At 67.6% G+C, this 26143-nt stretch carries 23 protein-coding genes; 10 read left to right on the top strand and 13 right to left on the bottom strand.

The annotated features are described in order from the left end of the window. Positions 1–74: 74 nt before the first annotated feature. Together mshD and ACIP5Y_RS35715 are read right to left on the bottom strand one after the other, a co-directional pair. Entirely contained in the window at positions 75–971 is an 897-nt protein-coding gene (gene mshD / locus ACIP5Y_RS35720) for a mycothiol synthase (protein WP_400356792.1), read from the bottom strand. Continuing rightward, positions 971–1726, bottom strand: coding sequence for a winged-helix domain-containing protein (locus ACIP5Y_RS35715; RefSeq protein WP_400356791.1), 756 nt, complete (start codon positions 1724–1726; stop codon positions 971–973). The genes mshD and ACIP5Y_RS35715 overlap by 1 nt, the downstream gene beginning before the upstream one ends. 415 nt (positions 1727–2141) lie before the next feature. Between ACIP5Y_RS35715 and ACIP5Y_RS35710 the strand changes: the two genes are divergently transcribed. The 6 genes from ACIP5Y_RS35710 to ACIP5Y_RS35685 all read left to right on the top strand — a co-directional run bounded on the left by ACIP5Y_RS35710 (position 2142) and on the right by ACIP5Y_RS35685 (position 6230). After that, entirely contained in the window at positions 2142–2948 is an 807-nt protein-coding gene (locus ACIP5Y_RS35710; protein ID WP_400356957.1) for an LmeA family phospholipid-binding protein, read from the top strand. After that, positions 2945–3400, top strand: a complete 456-nt coding sequence (locus ACIP5Y_RS35705; protein ID WP_400356790.1) for a thioredoxin family protein — start codon at positions 2945–2947, stop codon at positions 3398–3400. Before ACIP5Y_RS35710 ends, ACIP5Y_RS35705 begins: the two co-directional genes overlap by 4 nt. A 258-nt stretch (positions 3401–3658) precedes the next feature. Then, positions 3659–4138, top strand: a complete 480-nt coding sequence (locus tag ACIP5Y_RS35700) for a DUF4395 domain-containing protein (protein WP_400356789.1) — start codon at positions 3659–3661, stop codon at positions 4136–4138. Between the two features lie 59 nt (positions 4139–4197). After that, the gene (locus ACIP5Y_RS35695) at positions 4198–5031 is read left to right on the top strand and encodes a sulfurtransferase (protein ID WP_400356788.1); all 834 of its coding nucleotides are present in this window, start codon (positions 4198–4200) and stop codon (positions 5029–5031) included. Positions 5032–5037: 6 nt separating this feature from the next. Further along, the gene (locus ACIP5Y_RS35690) at positions 5038–5343 is read left to right on the top strand and encodes a DUF1416 domain-containing protein (RefSeq protein ID WP_397004994.1); all 306 of its coding nucleotides are present in this window, start codon (positions 5038–5040) and stop codon (positions 5341–5343) included. A 176-nt stretch (positions 5344–5519) separates the two neighbouring features. Further along, positions 5520–6230: an FABP family protein gene (locus ACIP5Y_RS35685; RefSeq protein WP_400356787.1), complete on the top strand. Its 711-nt coding sequence runs from the start codon at positions 5520–5522 to the stop codon at positions 6228–6230. A 341-nt stretch (positions 6231–6571) separates the two neighbouring features. On the opposite strand, the gene ACIP5Y_RS35680 is transcribed toward ACIP5Y_RS35685, so the two are convergent. The 5 genes from ACIP5Y_RS35680 to ACIP5Y_RS35660 form a co-directional block, all read right to left on the bottom strand. Next, entirely contained in the window at positions 6572–8236 is a 1665-nt protein-coding gene (locus tag ACIP5Y_RS35680) for an ATP-binding cassette domain-containing protein (protein ID WP_400356786.1), read from the bottom strand. Further along, positions 8233–9990: a thiol reductant ABC exporter subunit CydD gene (gene cydD / locus ACIP5Y_RS35675; RefSeq protein WP_400356785.1), complete on the bottom strand. Its 1758-nt coding sequence runs from the start codon at positions 9988–9990 to the stop codon at positions 8233–8235. Before cydD ends, ACIP5Y_RS35680 begins: the two co-directional genes overlap by 4 nt. A gap of 85 nt (positions 9991–10075) precedes the next feature. After that, positions 10076–11128: a cytochrome d ubiquinol oxidase subunit II gene (gene cydB / locus ACIP5Y_RS35670; protein WP_400356784.1), complete on the bottom strand. Its 1053-nt coding sequence runs from the start codon at positions 11126–11128 to the stop codon at positions 10076–10078. Positions 11129–11137: 9 nt separating this feature from the next. Continuing rightward, positions 11138–12604 carry a cytochrome ubiquinol oxidase subunit I gene (locus tag ACIP5Y_RS35665; RefSeq protein ID WP_400356783.1) on the bottom strand — a complete coding sequence of 489 codons (1467 nt, stop codon included), beginning with the start codon at positions 12602–12604 and terminating at the stop codon, positions 11138–11140. Between the two features lie 184 nt (positions 12605–12788). Further along, positions 12789–13715: an aminodeoxychorismate lyase gene (locus ACIP5Y_RS35660; RefSeq protein ID WP_400356782.1), complete on the bottom strand. Its 927-nt coding sequence runs from the start codon at positions 13713–13715 to the stop codon at positions 12789–12791. 171 nt (positions 13716–13886) lie between these two features. On the opposite strand from ACIP5Y_RS35660, the gene ACIP5Y_RS35655 reads away from it, so the two are divergent. From ACIP5Y_RS35655 to ACIP5Y_RS35640, 4 genes are all read left to right on the top strand, one after another. Then, a complete protein-coding gene (locus ACIP5Y_RS35655) occupies positions 13887–15011 on the top strand; it encodes a YgfZ/GcvT domain-containing protein (protein WP_400356781.1) in 1125 nt (374 codons plus the stop codon). Then, positions 15008–15700: an MOSC domain-containing protein gene (locus ACIP5Y_RS35650; protein ID WP_400356780.1), complete on the top strand. Its 693-nt coding sequence runs from the start codon at positions 15008–15010 to the stop codon at positions 15698–15700. The genes ACIP5Y_RS35655 and ACIP5Y_RS35650 overlap by 4 nt, the downstream gene beginning before the upstream one ends. 70 nt (positions 15701–15770) lie before the next feature. Beyond that, positions 15771–16733: an asparaginase gene (locus ACIP5Y_RS35645; RefSeq protein ID WP_400356779.1), complete on the top strand. Its 963-nt coding sequence runs from the start codon at positions 15771–15773 to the stop codon at positions 16731–16733. 187 nt (positions 16734–16920) lie between these two features. Then, the gene (locus tag ACIP5Y_RS35640; protein ID WP_397005010.1) at positions 16921–17130 is read left to right on the top strand and encodes a DUF3073 domain-containing protein; all 210 of its coding nucleotides are present in this window, start codon (positions 16921–16923) and stop codon (positions 17128–17130) included. 501 nt (positions 17131–17631) lie between these two features. Here the strand turns inward: ACIP5Y_RS35640 and purM are convergent. From purM to ACIP5Y_RS35610, 6 genes are all read right to left on the bottom strand, one after another. Beyond that, on the bottom strand, positions 17632–18711 hold the full coding sequence (purM, locus tag ACIP5Y_RS35635) for a phosphoribosylformylglycinamidine cyclo-ligase (RefSeq protein WP_400356778.1): 1080 nt from the start codon (positions 18709–18711) through the stop codon (positions 17632–17634). Positions 18712–18890: 179 nt separating this feature from the next. Then, the gene (locus ACIP5Y_RS35630) at positions 18891–20585 is read right to left on the bottom strand and encodes an ABC transporter ATP-binding protein (protein WP_400356777.1); all 1695 of its coding nucleotides are present in this window, start codon (positions 20583–20585) and stop codon (positions 18891–18893) included. Beyond that, the gene (locus ACIP5Y_RS35625; RefSeq protein ID WP_400356956.1) at positions 20578–21465 is read right to left on the bottom strand and encodes an ABC transporter permease; all 888 of its coding nucleotides are present in this window, start codon (positions 21463–21465) and stop codon (positions 20578–20580) included. The genes ACIP5Y_RS35630 and ACIP5Y_RS35625 overlap by 8 nt, the downstream gene beginning before the upstream one ends. 89 nt (positions 21466–21554) lie before the next feature. Then, on the bottom strand, positions 21555–22562 hold the full coding sequence (locus ACIP5Y_RS35620) for an ABC transporter permease (RefSeq protein ID WP_400356955.1): 1008 nt from the start codon (positions 22560–22562) through the stop codon (positions 21555–21557). Between the two features lie 113 nt (positions 22563–22675). Then, positions 22676–24232: an ABC transporter substrate-binding protein gene (locus tag ACIP5Y_RS35615; protein ID WP_400356954.1), complete on the bottom strand. Its 1557-nt coding sequence runs from the start codon at positions 24230–24232 to the stop codon at positions 22676–22678. Between the two features lie 131 nt (positions 24233–24363). Further along, the gene (locus tag ACIP5Y_RS35610) at positions 24364–25950 is read right to left on the bottom strand and encodes an ABC transporter substrate-binding protein (protein WP_400356776.1); all 1587 of its coding nucleotides are present in this window, start codon (positions 25948–25950) and stop codon (positions 24364–24366) included. Positions 25951–26143 lie beyond the last annotated feature (193 nt).

Genomic DNA, 26143 nt, shown 5'->3' with positions numbered 1-26143 from the left:
AACGGGGGATGAACACACCGCCCCGATTGGGGCGCATCTTGTGTGACATTTGCCGCACTGTAGCGGGGCGGCATTTACGAGGCCGCGGAGTACGCCACATCGAGGTGAAAACGGGTGAAACCGAGCCTCGTGTAGGTGTGCACGGCGGCCGTATTGTCGCCTTCGGTGTAGAGCAGCACCTCGCCCAGACCGCGTTCGCGCAAGTAGTGCAGACCGGCGAGGGTCAGTAGCCGGCCGAGGCCGCGGCCCTGCGCGGCCGGATCGATGCCGACCACGTAGACCTCTCCGATGTTCGGGTCTTCGTCGTAATGCACCTTGGTCCAGTGAAAGCCGAGGATGCGGGCCGGATCGGCCGGATCGACGGCGATGAAGAGACCTTTCGGGTCGAACCAGGATTCGGTGCGGCGGGTCGCGATATCGCGCTCGGTCCAGCCGCCCTGTTCCGGATGCCAGGCGAAGGCCGCATTGTTCACGCGGAGTAGCTCGGCGTCGTCCGAGGGGCCCGCGTAGGTGCGCAGCTCGAGATCGCCGGGAACCCGCAGTTCTGGTAGCTCTTGATTAGCCAGACCCCGCCGCATTTGCCATAATTCGCGCGAAACGGACAGTCCGAGACGGGCCGCGACGGCCCGCGCCGGCGGCAGATCACCATGCGCCCACACCCGCGCACCGGGCCCGCCCGCCGACAAGGCCGCAGCCACCAGACCAGCGCCGATACCCTGCCCACGGGCCGGCGGATCCACCGCGACCTCGGCCATGGCCGGGTGCTCACCGTGCGCGGGCGTCAGATTCGCGTATCCGGCCACCCGGCCGTCCCGGATGTCCACCAGATGACGCGCCGGCGTCACCGCGGTCAGGGATAACACCGCTTGTTCGGAAACCGGCGCCACACCGTCGGCCGTGGTGGCCCGCTCCAGCAGCTCCCGCACCTCCGCGGCGGTCTCGCTGGGCAGCCGGTCGGTGCAGGAAGCCATCAGATCGTGCCGTTCGCCGTCGTCAATTCGGAATCGTCGGCGCCGCCCTCGGAATCGGGAAAGGTCACCGCATCGCCCTTCGACGAGCGCGCCGGGCGCACCGCCTTGTAGCCGACATTGCGAACCGTGCCGATGAGCGATTCGTACTCGGTGCCCAGCTTGGCGCGCAGGCGCCGCACGTGCACGTCGACCGTGCGGGTGCCACCGAAGAAGTCGTAGCCCCACACCTCCTGCAGCAGCTGCGCCCGGGTGAAGACCCGGCCGGCATGCTGCGCAAGATATTTCAGCAGCTCGAATTCCTTGTAGGTGAGGTCGAGCGGGCGGCCGCGCAATCGCGCGGTGTAGGTGCCCTCGTCGATCACCAGCTCGCCCAGGGTGATCTTGCCGGTGTTCTCCGGACTCGCGACACCGCCGTTGCGCGCCACCAGCAGGCGCAACCGGGCATCGAGTTCGGCCGGACCGGTGCCGGGCAACAAGATGTCGTCCAGACCCCAATCCGCGTTCACGGCAACCAGACCGCCTTCGGTGAGCACGGCCACCACCGGCACCGACGATCCGGTGCTTCCCAGCAAACGGCACAGTCCGCGCGCGGCGGCCAGATCGGTGCGGGCATCGACCAGCGCCACATCGGCGGACCCGGCCTCGAGCAGCGACGCCACCTCCGTCGGTGCGGGCCGCACGTGGTGCGGCAGCAGCGAGAGCGATGGCAGCACCGACTCGGGGTTGGGGTCGGAGGTCAGCAGGAGCAGCTCCATGGGGGCCCTCCATCCCATCTGGCATGTGTGTGGCTACCGCACTGTCGGCCACTACCTCATGCAGGTCATCACAGGTAATCGCTGCCTACATTAGCGTGTCCCGGCCGACTGCCACGTATTCCGGCCGTCCGTCGCAACCGATTGGTCTGGTCCGGTTCCGCTTAATCTGTCCTTCACCCGCCCGCGACCGGCCCGATACCCGCGCTGTCACCGCGCCGAGGACCCGGCCGAGGACGGCCGTCCGATCGTTCCCGGAGGCGAGGACAGATATCGTGCCCCTATGGGTAACGCACCGGGGACGCCCGAAACCCGACCACGCACGCAACCGCCGGTCCGCGGCGGCGCGGGCGCGGCGCCCACCGCCCGGCGGAAGTCGTGGGCCAGCGGGCCGCGCGGCGGGCTCGTGTTCCGCAGGATGGTCATCGGGCTGCTGGTGGTGGCCGGTCTCGCGGTCGTGCTCGACTTCGGTATGGCGGCCTATTCGGAGTACCGCGTGTCGCGGCTGCTGCGCGACGGCTCGAACCTCAGCGCCGACCCCGAGGTGACCTTCCACGGATTCCCGTTCGTGGCACAGGCTTACGACGACACCTATAAGAACGTCGACATCCGCGCCCGCGCCATGCGGCCCGATATCCCGGGCGAGATCAGCGTGGAAGCCAATCTGAAGGGCGTGCACCTGTCGTTCCGCAATCTCGCGGACGGCAATGTGCACGATGTCCCGGTCGACGCCGTGCAGGCGCGCATGCGCATCGAACCGGTCGAACTGGGCCGGCTGTTCAAGATCCCGGACCTGCAGGTGTTCGGCCCGCCCGCTCCCGACAAGTCCGATGGCTCCGGCGGTTCCGGCGGTTCGGGCGTGACCACCACGGGCGCGATCATTCTGCAGGGCACCGTCCCGATGAGCTCCGAGACCGATACTCCGGCGCTGCCGGGCACGACCGGCGGCCGGTTGGTGAACGTGCTGGCGGATCTGCGGCTGGACGGCGATCAGGTGCGCATCACCGCCACCGATATCTACCGCGGTTCGGAGGCTTCCCCCGCCGCGATGGTGCCCGAGGCCGACAAGGCCGCGGTGCTGGCCCGTTTCACCAAGACCATCGACACCAAGGATCTGCCGTTCGGCATCCGGCCCGCCACCGTGGAGGCCAGCGCCGGCCAGATCGTGGTGGAGGGCAAGGGGCAGAACGTCACCGTCGACCTGGATCGGTTACAGCAGCCGTGACCGCGCTGCTGGTACTCGCGATAGCCCTGGCGGCCACGCTGGGGATCGGAGTCCTGGTGCGCCGCAACGAAGGCCGGGTGCGGGCCGCGAAAAGCACGGCGCCACAACCGGAATCGCGGCGCGCGGCGCTGCTGGCCGCGGCCGGGGTGCTCGACGGGCGGCCGACCGTGCTGCATTTCTCCGCGGATTGGTGCGGTCCGTGCGCGGCGGTGCGCCGGGTGGTCGCGAGCGTGGTGACGGAACTGGGTGACGCGCCCGCGCCGCCCCTGGATCTCGAGGTCGACATCGACGCGAATCCGGAGCTGTCCAGGGAGCTGAACGTGCTCTCGCTGCCGACCACTTTCGTATTGGATTCTCGAGGATTGGAACACTTCCGTATTGCGGGCGTGCCGAAGGTGGCGGATCTGCGCAGGTCAGTGGCCCCGTTGACGGCGCCCGGCACGGACGAGTGACCAGCATTACGAACCCCGGGTCCAATTTCCCCCGAAAATTGGGTAAACTCCCTCTCGTGCATTCCAACCGCGAGCTGATGCTCACCCGACGCCGCACGGTAGACCTGTGCCGGCTCGGTGGTTGTTGCTGCCTGTGCATCTAGCCGGTCGGCTCTTTCGTCTTCCTTCTGACGCCGACCGGATGTGTCCCCGCCGTCGAGTGATCGTGTGATCCTCCGGCGATTCGACCCATAGTCCTTTCAGCGCAGGAGCACTCACATGTCGAACCCGAATCCGAACACACCGCCCGCCGGTCAGGTGGATGTCCGTGGCCCGCGTTTCGCGGCCTGGATCACCACCGGCGTCCTGGCTCTCGTCCTGATCATCTCCGTCTTCTCCGTCCCCGTGGCCGCCGTGCTGCTGGCCGTGCAGGCCGTGGTCTTCGCGCTCGGCGCCGGGCAGGGTCCGGGCCGCAGCCCGTACGGCCGCATCTACCGGACGCTGGTCGCGCCGCGGCTCGGCCCGCCGGCGGAGCTGGAACCCGTTGCGCCGCTGCGTTTCGCGCAGCTGGTCGGCCTGGTGTTCGCGGTGCTCGGCCTGCTCGGGTTCGTGAGCGGTCTCACCGTGGCCGGCACGATCTTCACCGGTTTCGCCTTGTTCGCGGCCTTCCTGAATGCGGCCTTCGGTATCTGCCTGGGCTGCAAGATCTATCCGCTCGTCGCGCGCTTCCGGTCCGCGGCCCCGAATCCTTCTGTCTGACAGCTCAACTCAACCAACCTCACACGCCTTCTCCCGGCATCACCACCGAAAGGAACAACATGGCTCGCTCCGATGTCCTGGTCTCCGCAGACTGGGTCGAAGAGAACCTCAACACCCCGGGCGTCGTCCTCGTAGAGGTCGACGAGGACACCTCGGCCTACGATCTGGGGCACATCGAGGGCGCCGTGCGTCTCGACTGGAAGAAGGACCTGCAGGATCAGGTCCGTCGCGATTTCGTGAACCGTGAGCAGTTCTCGGATCTGCTGTCGGCGCGCGGTATCGGCAACGACGACACGGTGGTGCTGTACGGCGGCAACAACAACTGGTTCGCCGCGTACGCGTACTGGTACTTCAAGCTGTACGGCCACCAGGACGTGAAGCTGCTCGACGGTGGCCGCAAGAAGTGGGAGCTGGACGGCCGCCCGCTGGTCAAGGACGTCAAGGTGCGCCCGGCGACCGCGTACAAGGCCTCCGAGCAGGATCTCTCGATCCGTGCGTTCCGCGATGAGGTCATCAACGCCATCGGCACCAAGAACCTGGTCGACGTGCGTTCCCCCGACGAGTTCTCCGGCAAGATCCTGGCGCCCGCGCACCTGCCGCAGGAGCAGTCGCAGCGTCCGGGTCACATCCCGACCGCCATCAACGTGCCGTGGTCGAAGGCCGCGAACGAGGACGGCACCTTCAAGAGCGATGCCGAGCTGACCGAGATCTACAAGGATGCCGGCCTGGACGGCGACAAGCTGACCATCGCCTACTGCCGCATCGGCGAGCGTTCCTCGCACACCTGGTTCGTGCTGCAGGAGCTGCTGGGCCACGAGAACGTCAAGAACTACGACGGGAGCTGGACCGAGTACGGCTCCCTCGTCGGTGCACCGATCGAGTTGGGAGCGTAATTACCTATGTGTGCAGCACCTACCCAGGGTCAGGCCATTCCGGCCGGTGTCGATGTCGAGAAGGAGACGGTCATCACCGGTCAGGTGAAGACCGCTGACGGCCAGACCGTCGGTGGCGCGTTCGTGCGCCTGCTCGACGGCAATGGCGATTTCACCGCCGAGGTCGTGGCCTCCGGCACCGGTGACTTCCGCTTCTTCGCGGCGCCGGGTGCGTGGACCATTCGCGCGCTGTCGGCCTCCGGCAACGGTTCGGCCGAGGTGAAGCCGGACGGCGCCGGCATCCACAGCGTGGATGTCACCGTCGCCAAGTAAGGCGAAAACCGTAAAACGGCCTCGGGATTCGAATTCCCGGGGCCGTTTTCACGTCCTGGTCCGAGTGCTATTAGACTTCCAGACGTGGTGCTTACCTTCGAGATTCTGCTGGTTCTCGTCTCCGTGCTGATCGCCTGGTTCGGTCTGTACGTCCTCTACCGCCTGTTCACCGAGTCGTGAGCGAACAGGCCCAGGAGAACGCCGACAACGGAGTAGCCAACGGCACGGCGCCCACGACGCCGACCGTGCGTTCCGACGACGGCACGAGACGGAGCGGTGACCAGGCGGTCGCCGAGGCGGCCGAGCGCGCCAAGGCCACCGGCCTGCGGAACATTCCGGCGCTCCCCGATCTACCGCTGCCCGAGGACACCGCGAATCTGCGGCTCGGCCCGGATCTGAGTTCCTCCATGCTCGCGCTGCTGCCGCTGGTCGGCGTGTGGCGCGGTGAGGGCGAGGGCAATGATCCCGATACCGGTGACTACCGGTTCGGTCAGCAGATCATCGTCTCCCATGACGGCGGCGACTATCTGGCCTGGGAGTCGCGGTCCTGGAAGCTCGACGCCAAGGGCGGCTACGGTGGCCCCGATCTGCGCGAGAGCGGTTTCTGGCGGGTCGGCATCGACGGTGACGACGAGGTGCTGGAGCTGCTGCTCACGCATTCCACCGGCATCGTGGAGCTGTTCTACGGTCAGGCCCTGACCCAGTCGTCCTGGGAGCTGGCCACCGATGTGGTGATCCGCAGCCAGTCCGGCATCGTGGTCGGCGGCGCGAAGCGGCTGTACGGCATTGTCGAGGGCGGTGATCTGGGTTACGTCGAGGAGCGCATCGCCCCCGACGGCGCCCTCGAGCCGCGCCTGTCGGCCCGCCTGCAGCGCTACATCGGCTGAAGACTTACGCGAAAAGCCCTGCCCCACCGGATGATCCGGCCGAGGCAGGGCTTTTCGTCTTGTATCCGAAAAAGGGTACGGCCCCCGAGCCATACCCGCGGAAGATGCAACTTTTCACGCAGGTCCGGTCGGACTGACCGGGACTCGGGGGCCGGGTGACTGCCTTGGATTCGCTATGCGCTCGCGCACACGGTGATCCGTTTGCAGCGGTAGGCGCCTAGCTGGCAGCCACCTCACGCGTCCTAGAAATCATTCTCGAACCACCTCCTTCCTGTGTACTGACGAAACTAGTCGGATGAGACAAAGGCGGCAACGTATTTTCCGGAAAGTGAACGCACAGGTCAGGCGGCTTTTACGGGAATAACAAGATCCGCCTTGTGGTTCGGGGGCAGCTGGTGGGTCACCACGACCACCGTGCGATCCGGGTCGACGAGGCCACTGGACTCGTCCAGCAGGCGCCGGAGCAGCTCCGATCCGGCCTCGGCCTCCAGATGCTCGGTGGGTTCGTCGAGCAGCAGGACACGGGCCGGCGAGAGCAGGGCACGCGCCAGCAGGATGCGACGCCGCTGCCCACCCGAGACCGCGGCCGCACCACCGATCAGGTCGGTGTCGAGGCCGTCGGGCAGCGAATCCAGCCACTCCCCGGCCCCGACGGCACGCAGGGCGCTGTCGGCCTCCTGCTCGGTGATGTCGCCACGCGCCACGCGCAGGTTCTCGAGCACGGTGGTGCCGAACACGTGCGCGTCCTCGGCGAAGAACGTGACGCCCGGACGGGGAGTGCCGAACAACCCGGCCCAGGACATCAGCAGCGTCGTCTTCCCCGCCCCGCTGGGCCCGACGACCGCGATCCGCCGCGCCTCCGGCAGCTCGGGCAGATCCATTGCCACATCCCCGGATTCGGCCTGCTCGAGCCGCTCGAGCCGATGCAGCGCCGCCCGCCCGGTGGTGAGCGCCTGCGCGGCCGCGGGCAGCACGGCCACCGCCTCGAACGCCGACAGCGGAAGCAACACCAGCACCGTGAACGCCATGGGCGTGATCCCGCCCGGCGCCACCGTCTGGAAACCACCGGTCGGCACCCCGCTCCCGCTGCCGTACAACACGATTCCGATGAGCAACGCCCCCAGCACGCTGGCCCCGATCGACAGCGGCAACACGGCCGCCGACCACGCACTACGCGACGCGGCCCGATCCTCGGCCGCCACCGCACGCCGCCCGGCCCGCGTAGCCGTGGCCACCGCCTCGGAAAGCCTTCCAGCAACCCGCAATTCGGGCGCATGGTCCAGCACCGTCAACGCCTCCGCGGTGAACTCGGTGCGATCGGCCCGCACCGCCACCTCCGCCTCCCGCGCGGCCCGCGCCGACAGCAAAGGCGCGATGATCCCCGAAACAGCCAGCGCCCCCGCCAGAATCAGGGCCGCCGGCACCGAGATGGCCGCCATCAGCCCCACCGCGAACACCGCCAGCAGAAACGCCACGGCGACAGGCACGAACGCCCGCACCACCACGGCGCCCAGATCGTCGATATCCGCCATGACCCGTCCGAGCAGCTCGCCCCGCCTCAGCTGGGTCGGATCCCCTTCCCGCTCCGAGCTGTCCGATGGCCCTGCCGCACCCGCCACGCCACCGCCCAGCGTCGCCGCGGATGCTGCTGCCGCGCCGCCCATTCCGCGTCGCGGCCGCCAGATATCCGCCGCCGCCAAGGTCCGATAAGTGGTGGTCCGCACGGTGCTCATGGACCGCAACGCGACATCGTGTGTGGCCAGCCGCTCCAAATACCGGCACAAACCCCGCGAAATCCCCAGCGCCCGAACGGTCACCACCGCCACACTCAGATCCAGCACCGGCGGCATCTGCCAAGCCCGAGCGATCAGCCAGGCCGCCAAGGCCGCCAGCCCCAGCCCGCTCCCGAGCGCGAGCGTCCCCCACCCGACGGACAGCGCCATGCGCGCCCGCGACAGCTCCAGCAGTTCCCGGGTCCGCCGGAAGTCCGTGAACACGCTCTTCATCGGACGGCCACCTCGAATTGTGTTGTTTCGGAGATATCCACAGTTTTCACAGGCGCTGACGGCGAGTCGTTTCGAACCGGTACGACACAGTCGGCTGCGGCCAGCACGGACGGACGGTGGCCTACGAGGACGACGGTGGCACCGTCTCGAGCGCGGGCGACCAAAGCGGTGAGGACGCGGGCTTCGGAGTCGGGGTCGAGGTGGGCGGTGGGTTCGTCGAGGAGGAGTACGGCGCGGTCGGCGGCGAGGGTGCGGGTGAGGGCCAGGCGCTGGCGCTGGCCGAGGGACAGGCCGATGCCGCCGGTGCCGACCAGGGTGTTCCAGCCGTCCGGCAGTTCGGCCAGGACGGCGTCGAAACCCGTTGCGGCGCAGGCTGCCGCGATGGCTTCGGGGCCGGAGGGCGGGCCGAGGAGTTCGAGATTGGCGCGGAGGGTGCCGGGCACGAGGACCGGGCGTTGCGGTAGCCAGGCCAGGTGGGCCCACCAGTGATCGGGGTCCAGGTCCGGGACCGGGACACCGTCCGCGAGGACTTCGCCCGCGTCGGGGGTGAGCAGGCCGAGGATCGCCTGTACGGCGGTCGATTTGCCGCTGCCATTGGGGCCGGCGAGAACGGTGACCGCTCCGGGCCGGAGGACGGCCGACAGTGCGTGGGGCGCGAAGCCGTCGCGGGCAGCGACGGAGAGATCCCGGATCTCGATGCTGCCGTGGAAGTTCGGGGTGAGCCGCGGGCGGCGCTCGGCGACCGTTCCGGGCTCCGCGGCGCCGGTGGCGGGGTCGAGGACGGCGAAAGCCTTTTCGGCGGCGGCCATTCCGTCCTGGGCGGCGTGGAAGCGTTCGCCGACGGCGCGAATGGGGAGGTAGACCTCGGGTGCCAGGATCAGGGCGAGTATGGCGCCGTAGAGACCCATGTGGCCGAAGACGAGGCGCATGCCGATGGAGACGGCGACGAGGGCCACGCAGAGGGTGGCGAGTAGTTCGAGGACCATCGAGGACAGGAAGGCCAGGCGCAGGGCCGACATGGTGCGGCGGTGCAGGTCGTCGCCGAGGGTGCGGACGCGCTGCGCCATGGTGTGGCGGGAATCGGCGGCGGGGCTGCCGGTTTCGCGGCCGAGGGCGCGCAGGGTGGGCATGCCGGCGAAGAGGTCGAGGAGCTGGTCGGACAGGCGGGTGGTGGCGGTGAGGGTGTCGGCGGCGCGGCCCTGGGTGAGCAGTCCGATGAGGATCATGAAGGCGGGGATGAGCGGCAGCGTGACCAGGATGATGGCCCCGGACACCCAGTCGTGTGCGGCGATGACGGCGAGCACGATGGGCGGCACCAGGCAGGACAGCAGCAGCGCGGGCAGGTATCCAGCGAGGTAGCCGCGCAGCCCGCTGAGCCCGGAGCCGACCACCACGGCGAGTTCGGTGCGGCGGCTTTCCAATTCGCGGGGCGGCAGGTGGGCTCCGGCGTCGAGGACGGCGGTCTCCAGTTCGGCGACGACCTGCGCGCCGGCGCGGTGCGCGAGCCGGGACTGCCACCAGGTGGCGGCGACGCGGCAGCCGACGGCGGCGGTGAAGATCACCAGTTCGGCTGTCCACGACCCGATCTCGCGCCGCGCCGGATCGGTGATGACGCCCGCGAGTACCCGGGCGAGGCTGAGTGCGGCGGTCACGATACCGCCGGTGATCACCAGTGACAGTCCGACGCTGAGCGTGAGGTATCGGCGCGCGGATCGGGCGTGCCGCCACAGTCGGGGGTCCACGGGTCGGGCCATTGTGCTGTCTCCTGCCCTACGAGCGAGCGCGCCGGTTCCTGGAGTACGGAACCGGCGCGCTCAGGAGTTCACTTGCGGGTGGATGTCACTTGCTCGCGGTGTCCGTCAGCGACAGCCCGATGGAGGGCGGGATCTGTTCGACGGTGAGCCGTTTGCGGAACACCCAGTACGTCCAGGCCTGGTAGATCAGGACGATCGGCACCATGGCCACCGCGACCCAGCTCATCACGACGAGCGTGTAGTGCGTGGAGGAGGCGGAGACGGTGCCGCCGCGGCCGTCGACGGTGAGGTTGAAGGCCGAGTCGATGGTCGAGGGCAGCACATTCGGGAACAGCGATCCGAACAGCAGTACCGTCGCGGCGGCGATGGTGAGCGCGGTGCCGGTGAAGGCCCAGCCGTCGCGCCCCTGGGTGGCGGCGAGTCCGGCGAGGACGAGCCCGATGACGGCCAGTACCAGCGGAATCCAGGTCCAGCCCTTGCCGTGCGCGAGCTGGGTCCAGAGCCCGAAGGCGGCGACCACGATCGCGGTGGGCGCGAACAGGATCCGGACGAGGCGCTGGGCGTCGTCGCGGACCTCGTTGCCGGTCTTGAGCGAGATGAACACGGCGCCGTGCAGCAGGAACAGCAGCAGCGTGGTGAGCGCGGCCAGCAGCGAGTACGGGTTCAGCAGGTCGAACAGGTTGCCTTCGATCTGCTTGTGCGCGTTGAGCTTGACACCGTGCACGATATTGCCGAAGGCGAGGCCCCAGGCGATGGCCGGGATCCAGGAGCCGAGCCCGATGCCGATATCGCACCAGCGCCGCCACCGGTCGTCGTGGATCTTGCCGCGCCATTCGATGGCGCAGGCGCGCACGATCAGTCCGACCAGGATGAGCAGCAACGCCAGGTAGAACCCGGAGAACAGGCTGGCGTACCACTCGGGGAAGGCCGCGAACATGGCGCCACCGGCGGTGAGCAGCCACACTTCGTTGCCGTCCCATACGGGTCCGATGGTGTTGAGTACCACGCGTTTCTTGACTTCGGAGCCGCGGCCGATGATCGGCATCAGCATGCCGACGCCGAAGTCGAAGCCCTCGAGGACGAAGTATCCGGTGAACAGGACCGCGATCAGGAGAAACCAGAATTCAGGCAGGCTCATCCCCGGCTCCTAGTAGGCGAAGGAAAGTTTGTCGACGGCGTCGTCACCCGTCATCTTCGGGGTGGGCGAATCCGCCTTGGCCGGTTCGGGTCCCTCGATGACGTAGCGCCGCATGAGATAGAACCAGGCGACCGCGAGCGCACCGTAGAGCAGCGTGAACACGATCAGCGAGGTGAGCACGGTGCCGGCCGAGACGCCGGAGACGCCCTGCTGCACCGTCATTCGAATGTGCTGGTCCCCGGTCGGGTTGGGGGCGACCACCCAGGGCTGGCGGCCCATTTCGGTGAACACCCAGCCGGAGCTGTTGCCCAGGAACGGGGTTGCGATGGCGAGCAGCGAAAGCCAGCCGAACCACTTCTGATCCGGGACGCGGCCGCGGCGGGTGAGCCAGAATCCGGCCAGTGCCAGCAGGATCGAGCCGGCCATCCAGGTGATCATGGCGCGGAAGGACCAGTAGGTGACGAAGAGGTTGGGCCGGTAGTCGCCGACGCCGTACTTCTCGTTGTAGCTGAGTTGCAGGTCCTTGACGCCTTGCAGGGTGACGCCGTCGAACTTGCTCTCGGCGAGGAAGGGCAGCACGTACGGCACCTTGATGAGGTGGTTGACGCTGTCGCAGTTGTTGTGGGTGCCGACGGTGAGGACGGAGAAGTCCGGGTCGGTTTCGGTGTGGCACAGCGATTCCGCCGAGGCCATCTTCATGGGCTGCTGCTTGAACATGAGCTTGCCCTGGAAGTCGCCGGTGATGAACATGGCGAGGCAGGCGACGACGACGACCCACAGGCCCATGCGCGCACTGGGCCGCCACATGGTGCGGGCTTCCTCGATACCGGCGGCCTCGCCCTTGCGGGCCTTGCGCACCATCCACCAGCCGGCCACGCCGGCGACGAAGGTGCCGGAGGTGAGGAAGGCGCCGGCCACCACGTGCGGGAAGGCCGCGAGGGTGGTGGGGTTGGTGATGACCTTCCAGATGCTGGTGAGTTCGGCGCGCCCGGTGACCGGGTTGTATTCGGCGCCGACCGGGTGCTGCATGAAGGAGTTGGCGGCGACGATGAAGTAGGCGGAGGCGTTGACGCCGATGGCTACCAGCCAGATCGTCGCCAGGTGCACCTTTTTCGGCAGTCGCGTCCAGCCGAAGATCCACAGTCCGAGGAAGGTGGATTCCATGAAGAAGGCGACCAGCGCTTCCATGGCGAGGGGTGCGCCGAAGACGTCGCCGACGAAGCGGGAGTATTCGCTCCAGGTCATGCCGAACTGGAATTCCTGCACGATGCCGGTGGCGACGCCGAGGGCGAAGTTGATGAGGAACAGCTTGCCGAAGAATTTTGTGAGCCGGAGCCAGTGTTCCTTACCCGTGATCACCCAGGCGGTCTGCATGCCCGCGACGAGCGGCGCGAGGCCGATCGTGAGTGGCACGAAGATGAAGTGATAGACGGTGGTTATTCCGAACTGCCAGCGCGCGACATCGACGACGCTCATCCGACCTCCCAGCCGATCTACGACATGACGTAGTACCTGAGATTACGCTTACCGGACATCAGATCAACATGTGCCACACCACACGTGCCGGAAATTTGCTGGACTGTGATAGCCGAACCGCGTTTCGCCCTGATCACGCGGTGAGAAACGTGGTACAGGTCATGCAACCCGCACCGAAGCCGGACTACCAGTCGGAAAGGCTGCCGGGCAGCGCGATTCCGCGATCCACCAGCTCGATGATCTCGGCGGCCTTGTCGGGCGCGGACATTCGCAATCCGTCCAGGGAGTTGACGCGGGCCGCGAGGGTCACGCTGGACAGCATCCAGACGGCCTCGGCGGTAATCAGATCCGCGGTGAACAGCGGCTCGTACTTGCAGTCCCAGCCCGCCTTCTCGGCCACCGCGAACAGTGCGCGCTGCGTGGTGCCGGGCAGTACGCCATTGCGGGCGGGCGGCGTGATCAGTTCATTGTCGCGTTGCACGACGACGGTCGAGCGCGGGCCCTCCAGCACGCGATGCTCGGTGCTGGTGAAGATCACGTCGTCGGCGCCCATCCGCCGCGCGAACCGCAGGGCGGACATATTCATCGCGTAGGACAGGGTTTTGGCGCCCAGCAGCTGCCAGGGCGCGGCCTGCGCGAGATCGATGGAGACGCCGCGGGACAGCGTGATCACCGAAATGCCCTCGGTACGCGCCTTTTTCACACGCTCCTGCACCGGGACCACCAAAACGTAAGCGGTGACGGAAGGTTGGGCGCCGGCCAGGCTCCCGGTCTTGTTTGCGGTGGATTCGCTGCTCGGATCGTGATCGCTGTCACGACCGCGGGTGAGGATCATGCGCAGCATCCCCTCCCGCTCGCTCCCCCATTCCTCGGCGGCCGTCCAGACCGCGAGCCGCCAAGCGTCGAGGTCCGGTGACGGCAGTTCGAGAGCCTCGGCGGAACGTCGTAGTCGCGCGAGATGCAGCTCCAGTGAACAGGCCGTGCCCTCCCGCAGCAGTACCGTCTCGAAAATGCCGTCGCCGCGCAGCACGCCGATCTCGTCCGCATACAACATCGGCGTGTCCGGATCCTGGATCGCGCCGTCGAGGGTCACCAGAACTCGTTCCACCATGCGGTCGAGCCTATGACAGATCAACGCCCGGGGCAGGGATACCGGGCGGCAGAACCCGCCAACCCCGCGAGACAGGCAACTGTTGCGGTACGGCAGGCAACTGTTGCGGTGCACACACAAATGGACTGATCCCGTAAGGGCAGCCGAGGCGCCGCGCCCGGACTGTATAGGGTGGGGGGTGTGTCCTCCTCGGTTGCAGCCAGTCCGATTCTGCAGGTTCCAGGGGCGGTCGCGGGTCTGCCGGAGTCTCCCGACGCCGCGGTCGCGTGGCATTACGGGGATCCCTTCGGTGAACAACGCGCCGCGGTCCAGCGGGTCGCGGTGGTGGATCGCTCGCACCGGTTCGTCCTCTCGATCACCGGCAAGGAACGACTGAGCTGGTTGCACACCATCTCCAGTCAGGCCGTCGCCGATCTGCGGGACGGCGATTCCGCCGAGAATCTGGACCTGGATCTCAACGGCCGCGTACTGAACCACTTCGTGCTCACCGATCTGGACGGCACCGTCTGGATCGACACCGAGGCCCAGCGCGGCCCGGAGCTGCTGAGTTTCCTGCAGAAAATGGTCTTCTGGGCCGACGCGAAGCCGGTCGACGCGAATGACCATGCGCTGCTGAGCCTGCTCGGCCCCGAGGCCGAGACGCTGCTCGAAACCCTCGATATCGCAGCTCTTCCCGACACCTACCGGGCCGTCGCGCTGCCGGGCGGCGGCTTCCTGCGCCGCATGCCCTGGCCCACCGCGAATTCCTTCGACCTGCTGGTCCCGCGTGATCGACTGGGCGACTGGTGGGCGAAACTGCGGGACGCCGGCGCCGCGGCCGCGGGCATGTGGGCCTTCGAGGCGCTGCGCGTGGCGGACCTGCGCCCGCGCCTCGGCCTCGATACCGACGACCGGACCATCCCGCACGAGGTGAACTGGATCGGCGGTCCCGCCGAACATGGTGCGGTGCACCTGAACAAGGGCTGCTACCGCGGTCAGGAGACCGTGGCCCGCGTCCACAATCTCGGTAAACCGCCGCGGCATCTGGTGCTGCTGCACCTGGATGGCTCCGCCGACGACCGCCCCGCCCCCGGTGACGCGGTGACCGCGGCCGGGCGCGCGGTAGGCGTACTCGGCACGGTGGTGGATCATTTCGAGTTCGGCCCCATCGCCCTGGCCTTGGTCAAACGCAATGTCCCGGTCGACACGAAGCTGGAGGCGGGTCCCACCGCCGCCGCCATCGACCCGGATTCCGTTCCCGCCCATGACGAGCCGCAGGCCGGCCGGCTCGCCGTCGAAAAGCTCCGCGGCCGATGAACACCACTGCGCAGCCGACGGCTACCGGCACTGCGCAGAGCACAGGCAAGGTCCTCGCCGTGTGCGTGTTGCACGCCGAGCTGGAGGTGCCCGCCAAGTCCAGCAAGGTGGGCCGGACGGCCATCGACAAAAGGCCGGTGCCGCACCGGGTTCCGGTCGGCAGTCTGGGTCTGGCGGGTGATCACGTCTGCGATACCGAGCATCACGGCGGCGTCCACCAGGCCGTCTACGCCTATTCCGACGCGGATGCCCACCGCTGGAGCGCGGAGCTGGAGCGGCCGCTGCCCGCCGGCTGGTTCGGCGAGAATCTGCGCATCGACGGTCTCGCGGTGAGCGATGCCGTGATCGGCGCGCACTGGGCGATCGGCGACACGCTGCTGGAGGTGTCCGCGCCGCGCGTCCCGTGCGCCACGTTCCAGTGGTGGTCGCAGGAGCGGCAGTGGGTGAAACGCTTCACGCTGCAAAGGGATACGGGCGCCTATCTGCGGGTGCTGACCGAGGGCGCGATCGGCGCGGGTGACGAGGTCCGGGTGGTGCACACGCCCGCGCACGGCATCACGGTCCGGGACCTGTTCTCCGGCACCGATCAGGCCCGCCTGGATCGCCTGCTCGCGGAGGAGCCGACCATCTCCGATGATGTGCGCATGCAGATCGAACGGCACCGCAAGCGGAACGGAGTGCGCGCATGAGCGGTCGAGCCCGGAGGCGGGAGCGGAGCGTAACCACGCAGGGCTCCGCTCATGCGCGAGAGGACAGAGCATGAGCGTGGATCTGGTGGAGGTGGTCCGGTCCGGGTTCCGGGAGTGTGTGCATCGCGGGTCCGCGGTGGTGTTGCGCCCCGACGGTGAGCCGCTGGTGGAGGTGGGCGCGGTGCACGGCCCGATCTTCCCGCGGTCGACCAATAAGCCCATGCAGGCACTGACCTTGCTGCGCAATGGTTTCGAGCCGGTCGACGAGGCCGAGCTGGCCATCTCGACGGCCTCGCATTTCGGTGAGCCGGATCATGTGGAGCTGGTGCAGCGGCTGCTGGATCGTTTCGGTTTCACCGAGGACGAGCTGGAGTGCCCGCCGGATCTGCCGTTCGACGAAGCGGCGCGGGCGCAGGCGCTGGCCGGCCGGGAGCGCGGGAAGGCCGCCCGCCGCATCTTCATGAACTGTTCGGGCAAGCATGCCGCCATGCTCGCCACCTGCCGGGTGAACGGCTGGCCCACCCGCGGCTACCTGGATGCCGGGCATCCGTTGCAGCGGGCCGTGATCGACACCATCGTCGACGTCACCGGCGAGCCGGAGTCGGATCTGGGTATCGACGGCTGCGGTCTGCCCATCGTCCCGGTGTCGCTGGTGAATCTGGCGCGGGCCTACGCGACGCTGGCGACGGCGGCGGCGGGCAGTCCGGAACGCCGGGTGGCGGATGCCATCCGCGCCCATCCGCGAGTGATTTCCGGCACGGACGGGCCGGACTTCCGCGTGATGACGGCTACTCCGGGATTGGTGTGCAAGATCGGCGCGGACGGCGTGCACGCGGGTGCGCTGCCGGACGGTTCGGCCTTCGCGTACAAGATCGACGATGGCGCGGACCGGGCCCGGTTGCCGCTGACGCTGGCCATTCTGCAGCGTATGGGCATCGACTGGACCGAGGAGCACGGTGCGCTCGCGGCGCCGGCGGTACTGGGCGGCGGGGTCCGGGTGGGCATCGTCCGGGCTATCCCCGGGGTGCTCTGACGCGGCCGCGAAACCCGCTGCTCCGGACGGTCCGATGACCGGCCGGGAGTAGTTCGGCGCTTTCTCCCCCACTCCTGGAAGCGCGACCGCCTGACACACGCTAAAGTGTCTGTCAGGAAGAGTATTAATTCGAACGGGGCCGCCAACACACCCCAGGCCGCCCCGCAGTGACGCGAGGGGGTCAGCCATGGGCCGTGGCCGGGCTAAGGCAAAGCAGACCAAGGTTGCACGCGAGCTCAAGTACAGCTCGCCATCAACCGACTTCTCCAGCCTTCAGCGTGAGCTGTCGAGTGGTCCCGACACGCCGCAAGGCAGTGTCCTGTCCGACGAGCACGACACGGACGAAACTCCGTCGCGCTGGGACGATGAGGACAAATACGACGACTGGCGCCGCTGATTCGGATAATCGACGTGCAAAGGGGGAGGCCGTGACTGGCCTCCCCTTTCGCACGTCGATTTGCGCCGACGCGGTAGCACAGAAGGCTTGCTGATACGTTGACGTCCCGCCTCCCCGAGGCCGGGACGTCGGCGCGTTTCTCATGTCCGGGCCCAATTCGCCCGGGCAGCAATGAGATACGGCATTCCCGACATACAGCACGGCCCCGGTACGCCTGAGAACGCCCGGGGCCGAAGCTCTTTCGCCGATACGACGCTGCCGCGCGCACGCGCCGGACCGGCTGAGGCAGTGAACACTTCGTCGTGAGCCGAGGCCGCGGCGCCCCGTCACGGGAGCCCATCACCAGCCGTGGCTATCGCGCGGCGGCAGGGCACGCAGACTCGGGTCGGAGTCGCGGCACGCCGGCACGTGGCCGTGGCCGTAGGGAGTTCCACTCACCCCGCATATGAGTAGGCCCCGATCACTCGTCGGAGTGATCGGGGCCTTTTCTCTACGTGTCGCTCAGAAGCGCGGGTGGTCGCCCACGAGCACCGCGCGGGCGGCCTCGACGTCCTTGGCCTTCTTCACCGTGCCGAGGGTCCAGCAGTTGATGTGGCGGGCGGTGAGGACGGCGAGGGCGCGGTCGGCGTCCTCGGGGGCCACGACGGCGACCATGCCGACGCCCATATTGAAGGTCTTCTCCATCTCGGCGCGTTCGACGCGGCCGCGCTGGGCGATCATCTTGAAGACCGGGGCCGGGTTCCAGGTGCCGCGGTCGAGTTCGGCGACCAGTCCGGCGGGCAGCACGCGGGCCAGGTTGCCGGCGAGGCCGCCGCCGGTGACGTGGGCGAAGGTGCGCACATCGGTCTCGGCGACCAGGGCCAGGCAGTCCTTGGCGTAGATCTTGGTGGGCTCGAGCAGCTCCTCGCCGAGGCTGCGGCCGAACTCCTCGACATGCCCGGTGAGCGACATGCGGTCGATGTCCAGCAGGACGCGGCGGGCCAGCGAGTAGCCGTTGGAGTGCAGGCCGGACGCGCCCATGGCGATGACCACGTCGCCGGGCCGGACCCGGTCCGGGCCGAGCACGGCATCGGCTTCCACGACGCCCACGCCGGTGGCGGAGATGTCGTAGTCGTCATTGCCCATCAGGCCCGGGTGTTCGGCGGTCTCGCCGCCGAGCAGGGCGCAACCGGCGAGCACGCAGCCCTCGGCGATGCCGGCGACGATCTGCGCGACGCGTTCGGGGACGACCTTGCCGACGGCGATGTAGTCCTGCAGGAACAGCGGTTCGGCGCCGCAGACCACGAGGTCGTCGACGACCATGGCGACCAGGTCGAGGCCGACCGTGTCGTGCTTGTCCATGGCCTGGGCGACCGCGATCTTGGTGCCGACGCCGTCGGTGGAGGCGGCGAGCAGTGGCTCCTTGTAGCCGCCCTTCAACGCGAACAGTCCGGCGAAACCTCCCAGACCACCCTGCACCTCGGGCCGGCTGGCCTTCTTGGCCAGGGGAGCGAACAGTTCGACCGCCCGATCTCCGGCCTCGATATCCACACCGGCCGCCGCGTAGGAGGCACCGGCGCTGCTGGGTGTCTGTTCAGTCATGTCGGGGGAGAACTCCAAGCCGATTCGGGGTGGACAGTTGCCTGCTCACGGTAGCAGTCCCGGCTGTACCGCCTCCCCGGACCTTCAGCGCCCGGCCGAGAGCCGTCAACCGTCGGGCATGCGACCGGCGGTTCCGCACAACAACCATTTCGGACGTACCCGACGAGTTACCCACCACGCTACGAAATCAGCTGTCGGGTACCCGATCGACGGCGGCGTTGGACGGCTGGGTCGGGGACGGGCACGGCCGCGACCAGGCGACGCGTGTAGTCCTCGCGGGGCTGTCGCAGGATCTCGTCGTTGCTGCCCTGTTCGACGACGGCGCCGTGGCGCAGCACCACGATGCGGTCGGCGAGCTGGTCCACGACGGCGAGGTCGTGGGTGATGAAGAGGCAGGCCCAGCCGTATTCGCGTTGCAGGCCGGCGAAGAGTTCGAGGACCTTGGCCTGGACGGAGACGTCGAGGGCGCTGGTCGGTTCGTCGGCGACGAGTAGGTCGGGTTCGAGGACGAGGGCACGGGCCAGGCTGACGCGCTGGCGCTGGCCGCCGGACAGTTCGTGTGGATAGCGGCCTTCCGCGCCGGCGGGGAGTTGGACGTCGTCGAGCAGGCGCCGGACTCGTTCGCGCAGGGCCGCGCCCTTGGCCGCGCCGTGCACCAGGAGTGGTTCGGCGACGCAGTCGCCGATGGTGAGGCGCGGGTTGAGGGAGGTGGCGGGGTCCTGGAAGACGAAGCCGAAGCGGCGGCGCAGCGGCCGCAGTTTGCGTTCGGACAGTCCGGCGATATCGGTGCCGAGGACGCGCACGCCACCGGAGGTGGGTCGCTGCAGCGCGGCCACACAGCGGCCGATGGTGGATTTGCCGGAGCCGGATTCGCCGACGAGGCCGAGGGTTTCGCCGCGCCGCAGGGTGAGGGTGACGTCGTCGACGGCGCGGAAGGGGCCGCGGCCGAGCGGTCCGGGGAATTCGACCACCAGATCGGTCACCTCGAGCACGATGGGGGCATCGTCGGGAATCGGCTCGCGCACCGTGGTTCTCACCTCGGTGAGGGCCGCGCCCGCCACGCTGGATTCCGAATCCTCGTCGGCGACGTGCAGTTTCGGCACCGCCGCCAGGAGCGCCTTGGTGTACTCGTGTTGCGGATCGGCGAAAAGATCATCCACCGTGGCTGTTTCGACGACGCAGCCGTCGCGCATGACCACGACGCGGTCGGCGAGGTCGGCGACGACGCCCATATTGTGGGTGATGAGGACGATGGCCGCCCCGGTGCGGTCGCGCATATCGCGCAGCAGTTCCAGGATTTCGGCCTGCACGGTGACGTCGAGGGCGGTGGTGGGTTCGTCGGCGATGATCACCTTCGGTTCGCAGGCGATGGCGATGGCGATGACCACGCGTTGTTTCTGCCCGCCGGAGAGCTGGTGCGGGTAGTAGTCGACGCGGGCTTCCGGATCGGGCAGTCCGACGGCCCGCAGGAGTTCGATGGCCTTGGCGCGCGCGGCCTTCCGGTGCATGCGCGTGTGCGCGCGCAGTGCCTCGCCGATCTGGAAGCCGACGGTGAACAGCGGGTCGAGGGCCGCGCCGGGTTCCTGGAACACCATCGAAATGGCTCCGCCGCGCAGCGCGGTGAGTTCCTTCTCGCTCATCTTGGTGACGGCTTTGACGCCGAGGGTGACGGTGCCGCGCACGCTGGCGGTGGGTGGCAGTAGTCCCATGGCGGCGCGGGAGCTGACCGATTTGCCGGAGCCGGATTCGCCGACGACGGCCAGCACTTCCCCTGGAAGCACCTGGTAGGAAACATTTTTCACGGCGGCCACGGAGCCGTGGTCGGTGGCGAAGGTGACGGTGAGGGCGTCGTAGGACAGGACTGGATCAGACATCGGCGGCCTCCTTCGCGGCGCGGCGGGTGCGGAGCAGTGGGTTGAGCACTTCGTTGAGGCTCTCGCCCACGAGGGTCATACCCAGCACCACGAAGACGATGGCGAGGCCGGGGAAGACACCGGTCCACCAGATGCCGTTGGAGACATCGGACAGGGCCTTGTTGAGGTCGAAGCCCCATTCGGCGGCCTGGGTGGGTTCGATGCCGAAGCCGAGGAACCCGAGTCCGGCGAGGGTGAGGATGGCTTCCGCACCGTTCAGCGTCACCAGCACCGGCAGGGACTGGGTGACGTTGGCGAGGATGTGCCGGAACAGGATTCGCGCGGTGGAGGCCCCGGTGACGCGGGCGGCGTCCACGTACGGTTCCTGTTTGACTGCGATGGTGGCATTGCGTACCACCCGGAAGTACTGCGGCACGAAGATCACCGTGATGGCGATGGCGGCGGAGAGGATGCCGCCGAAGCTGCTGGACTGCCCGCCGGACACCACGATCGACACCACGATGGCGAGCAGCAGTGACGGGAACGCGTACATGGCGTCCATGAACAGCACCAGGATTCGGTCCACCCAGCCGCCGAGGTAACCGGACACCAGGCCGAGCGGTACGCCGACGATGATGGACAGCACCAGTGACACCGCGATGACCGACAGCGCGGTGCGCGCCCCGAAGATGACGCGGGAGAACACGTCCTCACCGCGCACCGAGGTGCCGAACCAGTGCGCCGCCGAGGGCGCCTGCTGCCGTACGAAATCCACGCCGCCGGAGGAGCTCTGCGCGAATCCGTAGGGCGCGATGAGCGGCGCGAACACCGCGATGACGATGAACAGCACGACCAGTGCGAAGCCGAGCAGCAGCGTGAACCGCTGCAGTCCGGAGGTCATGCGCACCAGTGCGAGGCCGGGGATGCGCAGCCCGGATCGTTGCGGCGGGACGGGGGCCGGGACGGCCGTTTCGAGTTCGATGGCGGTCATCAGAACCTCACCCTCGGGTCGATGAGTGCGACGATCAGGTCCACCAGGAAGCTCATGACCGCGACCACGATCGCGATGAAGGCCACGATGCCCTGGACGGCCACGAAGTCGCGCGCCTGCAGGTACTGGGCGAGCTGATAGCCCAAGCCCTTCCATTCGAAGGTGGTCTCGGTGAGCACGGCGCCGCCCAGCATCATGGCGATCTGCATGCCCATGACGGTGACCACGGGGATGAGCGCATTGCGGAAGGCGTGCCGCCGGGTGACGACGCGTTCGGAGAGTCCGCGGGCGCGGGCGGCGTCCACGTATCCGGAGCGCAGGGTCTGGATGAGGTTGATGCGCACCAGCCGCAGGAACACGCCGGCGGTGAGCAGCCCGAGCGCGATGGCCGGCAGCACAGCGTGTTTCAGGACGTCGACGATATTGCCGGGATCACCGTAGAGAATCGCGTCGATGATCATGACGTTGGTCTTGGGCGAGACGTGCTGCAGTTCCAGTTCCACATTGGTGCTGGCGCGCCCGGCGACCGGCAGCCAGCCCAGTTGCACCGCGAACACCAGTTTCAGCAGCAGGCCGACGAAGAACACGGGCGCCGCGTACACCAGGATGGCGAAGAGCCGCAGGCCGACGTCGGCGGCCGAATCCCGTTTGGTGGCGGCGTATCTGCCGAGTGGCACGCCGACCGCGAAGGCCACGATGAGCGACCAGAACACGAGTTCCAGGGTGGCCGCGCCGTAGGTGGTGATGACCTCGCTGATGGCCCGATTGTCCTGGGAGTGGCCGAAATCGCCGTGCAGCAGCCCGGACAGGTAGTCCCAGTACTGGCTGAGGATGGGCCGGGTGAGTCCGGCGGCTTCCTTGCGGCGCTGGATCTCCTCGGGGCTGAGCCGGCCGCCGACGGCGGCGGTGATGGGGTCACCGATCACCCGCATGAGGAAGAAGACGATGGTGACGAGGATCCAGGTGGTGGGGATGATGAGCAGCGCCCGCACGCCCAGGTAGCGCAGTAGTGCGCTGTAGCGGGAGTTGCCGCCGCGTAGTCGTTTTCGCGCGGGTGGGCCCGCGTCGCCGGGTGCGGGTAGAGCCGGCGTGGCCGGGTCGCCCTGTTCGTCGATGGCTGTCACTTGGTCAGCCCTCCGAAGCGGAACTTGAAGCTGGGGTCGAGGGTCTCGTCGACGCCCTGGATGTTCTTGGCGGCCACCGCGATATTGCGGCCCGCGAGCAGCGGCAGCATGGGCAGGTAGTCATCGGCCAGCTTGAACTGCACCTGCTTCAGAATGTCGGCGCGCTTCGCCGGATCCGATTCGGTGGTCTCGGCGGTCAGCAGTGCGTTGATCGACGGTTCCTGGAAGTGGTTCTGCAGCGTGTTGTTCGGCGCGAAGAACGGGGTGAGGTAGTCGTCGGCGTCGGGGAAGTCCGGGAACCAGCCGAACTGGTAGAGCGGGTAGCTGTCCTTCACCCGTTCGTCCTGGTACGAAACCCATTCGGTGGATTGCAGATTCACCTTGAACAGGCCGGTGGCTTCCAGCTGGTTCTTGATGGCCGCGTACTCCTCGGAGCTGGAGCCGCCGTAGTGGTCCGAGTTGTATTGCAGGTTCAGGGTGACGGGTGCGGCGATCCCGGCATCGGACAGGAACTTGGCCGCTTCCTGCTTGTTCGGCTTGTCGCCGTAGATGTCCTTGTACGGTTCGGTGGCGCCGGCGAGGCCGGGCACGACCGACGAGTAGGCGGGGCTGTAGGTGCCCTTGTAGATTCCCTTGGCGAGCGCGTCCCGGTCGACGCTGCTGGCGACGGCCTTGCGCACGGCCAGTTTCTGCGCCGGGTTCGCGCCGGGCATGGTGTTCAGGTTGAACACGATGTAGCGGAGTTCGCCGCCGGTGCCCTCGTGCACGGTGACCCGGTTGTCGCCGCGGAGCGAGTCGATGTCGGTGGGGCTGAGGGTGCGGTAGGCGATATCGATATTGCCCTGCTGCACATCGAGTTTCAGGTTGTCGCCGCCGGCGTAGTACTTGACGGAGACGGTGTCGGTCTTGGCCTTGCCGAACAGGCCGTTGTAGTCCGGGTTGGCCTTGAATTCGGCCAGCTTGTTCTTGTCGTAGCTGGTAATGGTGTACGGCCCGGAGAAGGACCCGGTCTTGACGACGGCGTCGTCCTCGAGGATCTTGTCGGGCGGGAAGCTCTTCTCGTCCACGATGATTCCGGCCTGGGTGGGCAGGACCGACGGGAAGGTCTGGTCGTTGGCGACCTTCAGCGTGAACGCCACCGTATCGGGGTCGACGACGTCGGTGTGCGCCAGGTTGCCGAGCAGCGAGGCGGGACCGTTGGGGTCGTTGATCTTCAGCATGCGGTCGAAGGAGAACTTCACGCTCTGCGCGCTGAGCGGATGCCCGTTGGCGAATTTCAGGCCGGGCTTGAGACTGCAGGTGTAGACGGTGGGCGCGGTGAACGCGCAGTGCTGGGCGGCATCCGGTTCCGGATCCGTCTTGCCCGCGGGGAAGTTCAGCAGGGTCTGGTAGATCTGCGTCTCGGCCTGCAGGGAGCCATTGTCGTAGGCGAGGGCGGGGTCGAGGGAGAAGACCCGGTCGGTGGTGCCGACCACTATCCCGGTACCGGTATTGCCACCCGAGGTACGTCCCGCACCGCAGCCCGTGAGGGCCAGGGCGGCGATGCCTGCCATGCCGACCGCGGCGAACAGTGTCGCCCGGCTGGTCGAAGTCGATGTCATGCTGCTCATCTCTGTGAAGGGGTGGGCCCCGCTCCCCCTCATGAAGAGCGGGGCCGCACAGCTTTGCTGGACGGAGCGGAGGCTCACTTGCTCAGTACGCCGAACCGGAACTTGGAGGACGGATCGAGCGTCTTGTCGACGCCCTGCACGTTCTTTCCGGCGACGGCAATCTGATTGCCGGTCAGCAGCGGGACCGTGGGCAGGTAGTCGGCCATCAGGTCGTGCTGCAGCGTGGCGAGCACCGCGGCGCGTTTGGCCGGATCGGGTTCGGTCACCTCGGCCTGCAGTTCGGCGGTGATCTTGGGATCGCTGAAGTGGTTGCGCAGGAAGTTGTCCGGCCCGAAGAACGGAGTGAGGTAGTCGTCGGCGTCCGGGTAGTCCGGGAACCAGCCGAACTGGAAGACCGGGTAGCCGTCGGTGGAGCGCGCCTTCTGGTACGAAACCCATTCGGTGGATTGCAGATTCACCTTGAACAGGCCGGTGGCCTCCAGCTGGCTCTTGATGGCCGCGTACTCCTCGGAGCTGGTCTGGCCGTAGTGGTCGGTGTTGTATTGGATGTTCAGTTCGACGGGTGCGGTGACGCCGGCGTCGGCGAGGAGTTTGGTGGCGGCGGCCTTGTCCGGCTTGGCGCCGTAGATGTCCTTGAAGGGCTGGGTCGCGCCCGGGAGGCCTTGCGGCACCGGCGAGTACAGCGGGGTCCAGGTGCCCTTCCAGACGTCCTTGGCCAGCGCGTCGCGGTCCACGGAGACGGCGACGGCCTTGCGGACCGCCAGCTTCTGCGCGGGATTGCCGCCGGGCATGGTGTTCAGGTTGAACACCAGGTAGCGGGTATCGCCGCCGGGCGACTGATGCACCGTCACCTTGTCGCTGCCGCGGAGGGAGTCGATATCGGTGGGCGCCAGGGTGTGCCAGGCGACATCGATATTGCCCTGCTGCACATCCAGTTTCAGGTTGGCGGCCTCGCCGTAGTACTTGACGGTGACGGCGTCGTTCTGCGGCTTGCCGAACAGGCCGTTGTAGCCGGGGTTCGACTGGTATTCGACCAGTTTGTTCTTGTCGTAGCTGCTGATCGTGTACGGGCCCGAGAAGGGTTTGGCCTTCACGATGGCGTCGTCGTCGAGGATGGCGTCGGCGGGGAACACCTTCTCGTCCACGATGGCCGAGGCCTGGGTGGGCAGAATGGCCGCGAAGGTCTGGTCGTTGGCCTTCTTCAACGTGAAGTCGACGGTCTTGTCGTCCGGTGCGTCGGTGTGGTCGAGATTGGCCAGCAGGGCCGCGGGCCCCTGCGGGTCGTTGATCTTCACCATCCGGTCGAAGGAGAACTTCACGCTCTTCGCGGTGAGCGGGTCGCCGTTGGCGAACTTCAGACCGGGCTTGAGGGTGCAGGTGTAGACGGTGGGCGCGCTGTACCCGCACTTGTCGGCAGCGTCCGGCTGCGGGGTCGCCTGTCCCGGCGGGAAATTCAGCAGGAACTGGTAGACCTGGGTCTCGGCCAGCAGGGACCCGTTGTCGTAGGCCTTGGCCGGGTCGAGTGAGGTGACCTTGTCGGTGGTGCCCACGACCAGGCCCGCTCCTCCGCTTCCGCCTCCGGTCCGGCCCGCTCCGCAGCCGGCGATGGCGAGGACTGCGAGCCCCGCACATCCCACTGCCGCAACATCTTTAACGCGCATGCATAGCCCTGCTCTCGAAACCCGGCGCGGCAAACCGGGTTACGGTCCCGCCGCGCTGCAGTGGACATCTTCTGGCTGGGCACAGTATCGACCGGTTATAACCGGTATGTTGCCTTTCCGAACAAACAAATTACTTTTCGGTCTATAGCGACCGAAATTTTTCGGTCGTACAACGATTGCGCCCCGCCGACCT

The sequence above is a fragment of the Nocardia sp. NPDC088792 genome (assembly GCF_044750615.1).
GTDB lineage: Bacteria > Actinomycetota > Actinomycetes > Mycobacteriales > Mycobacteriaceae > Nocardia.
Note: the sequence above shows the minus strand (reverse complement) of the source record. Positions and strands in the feature narration are given on the sequence as shown.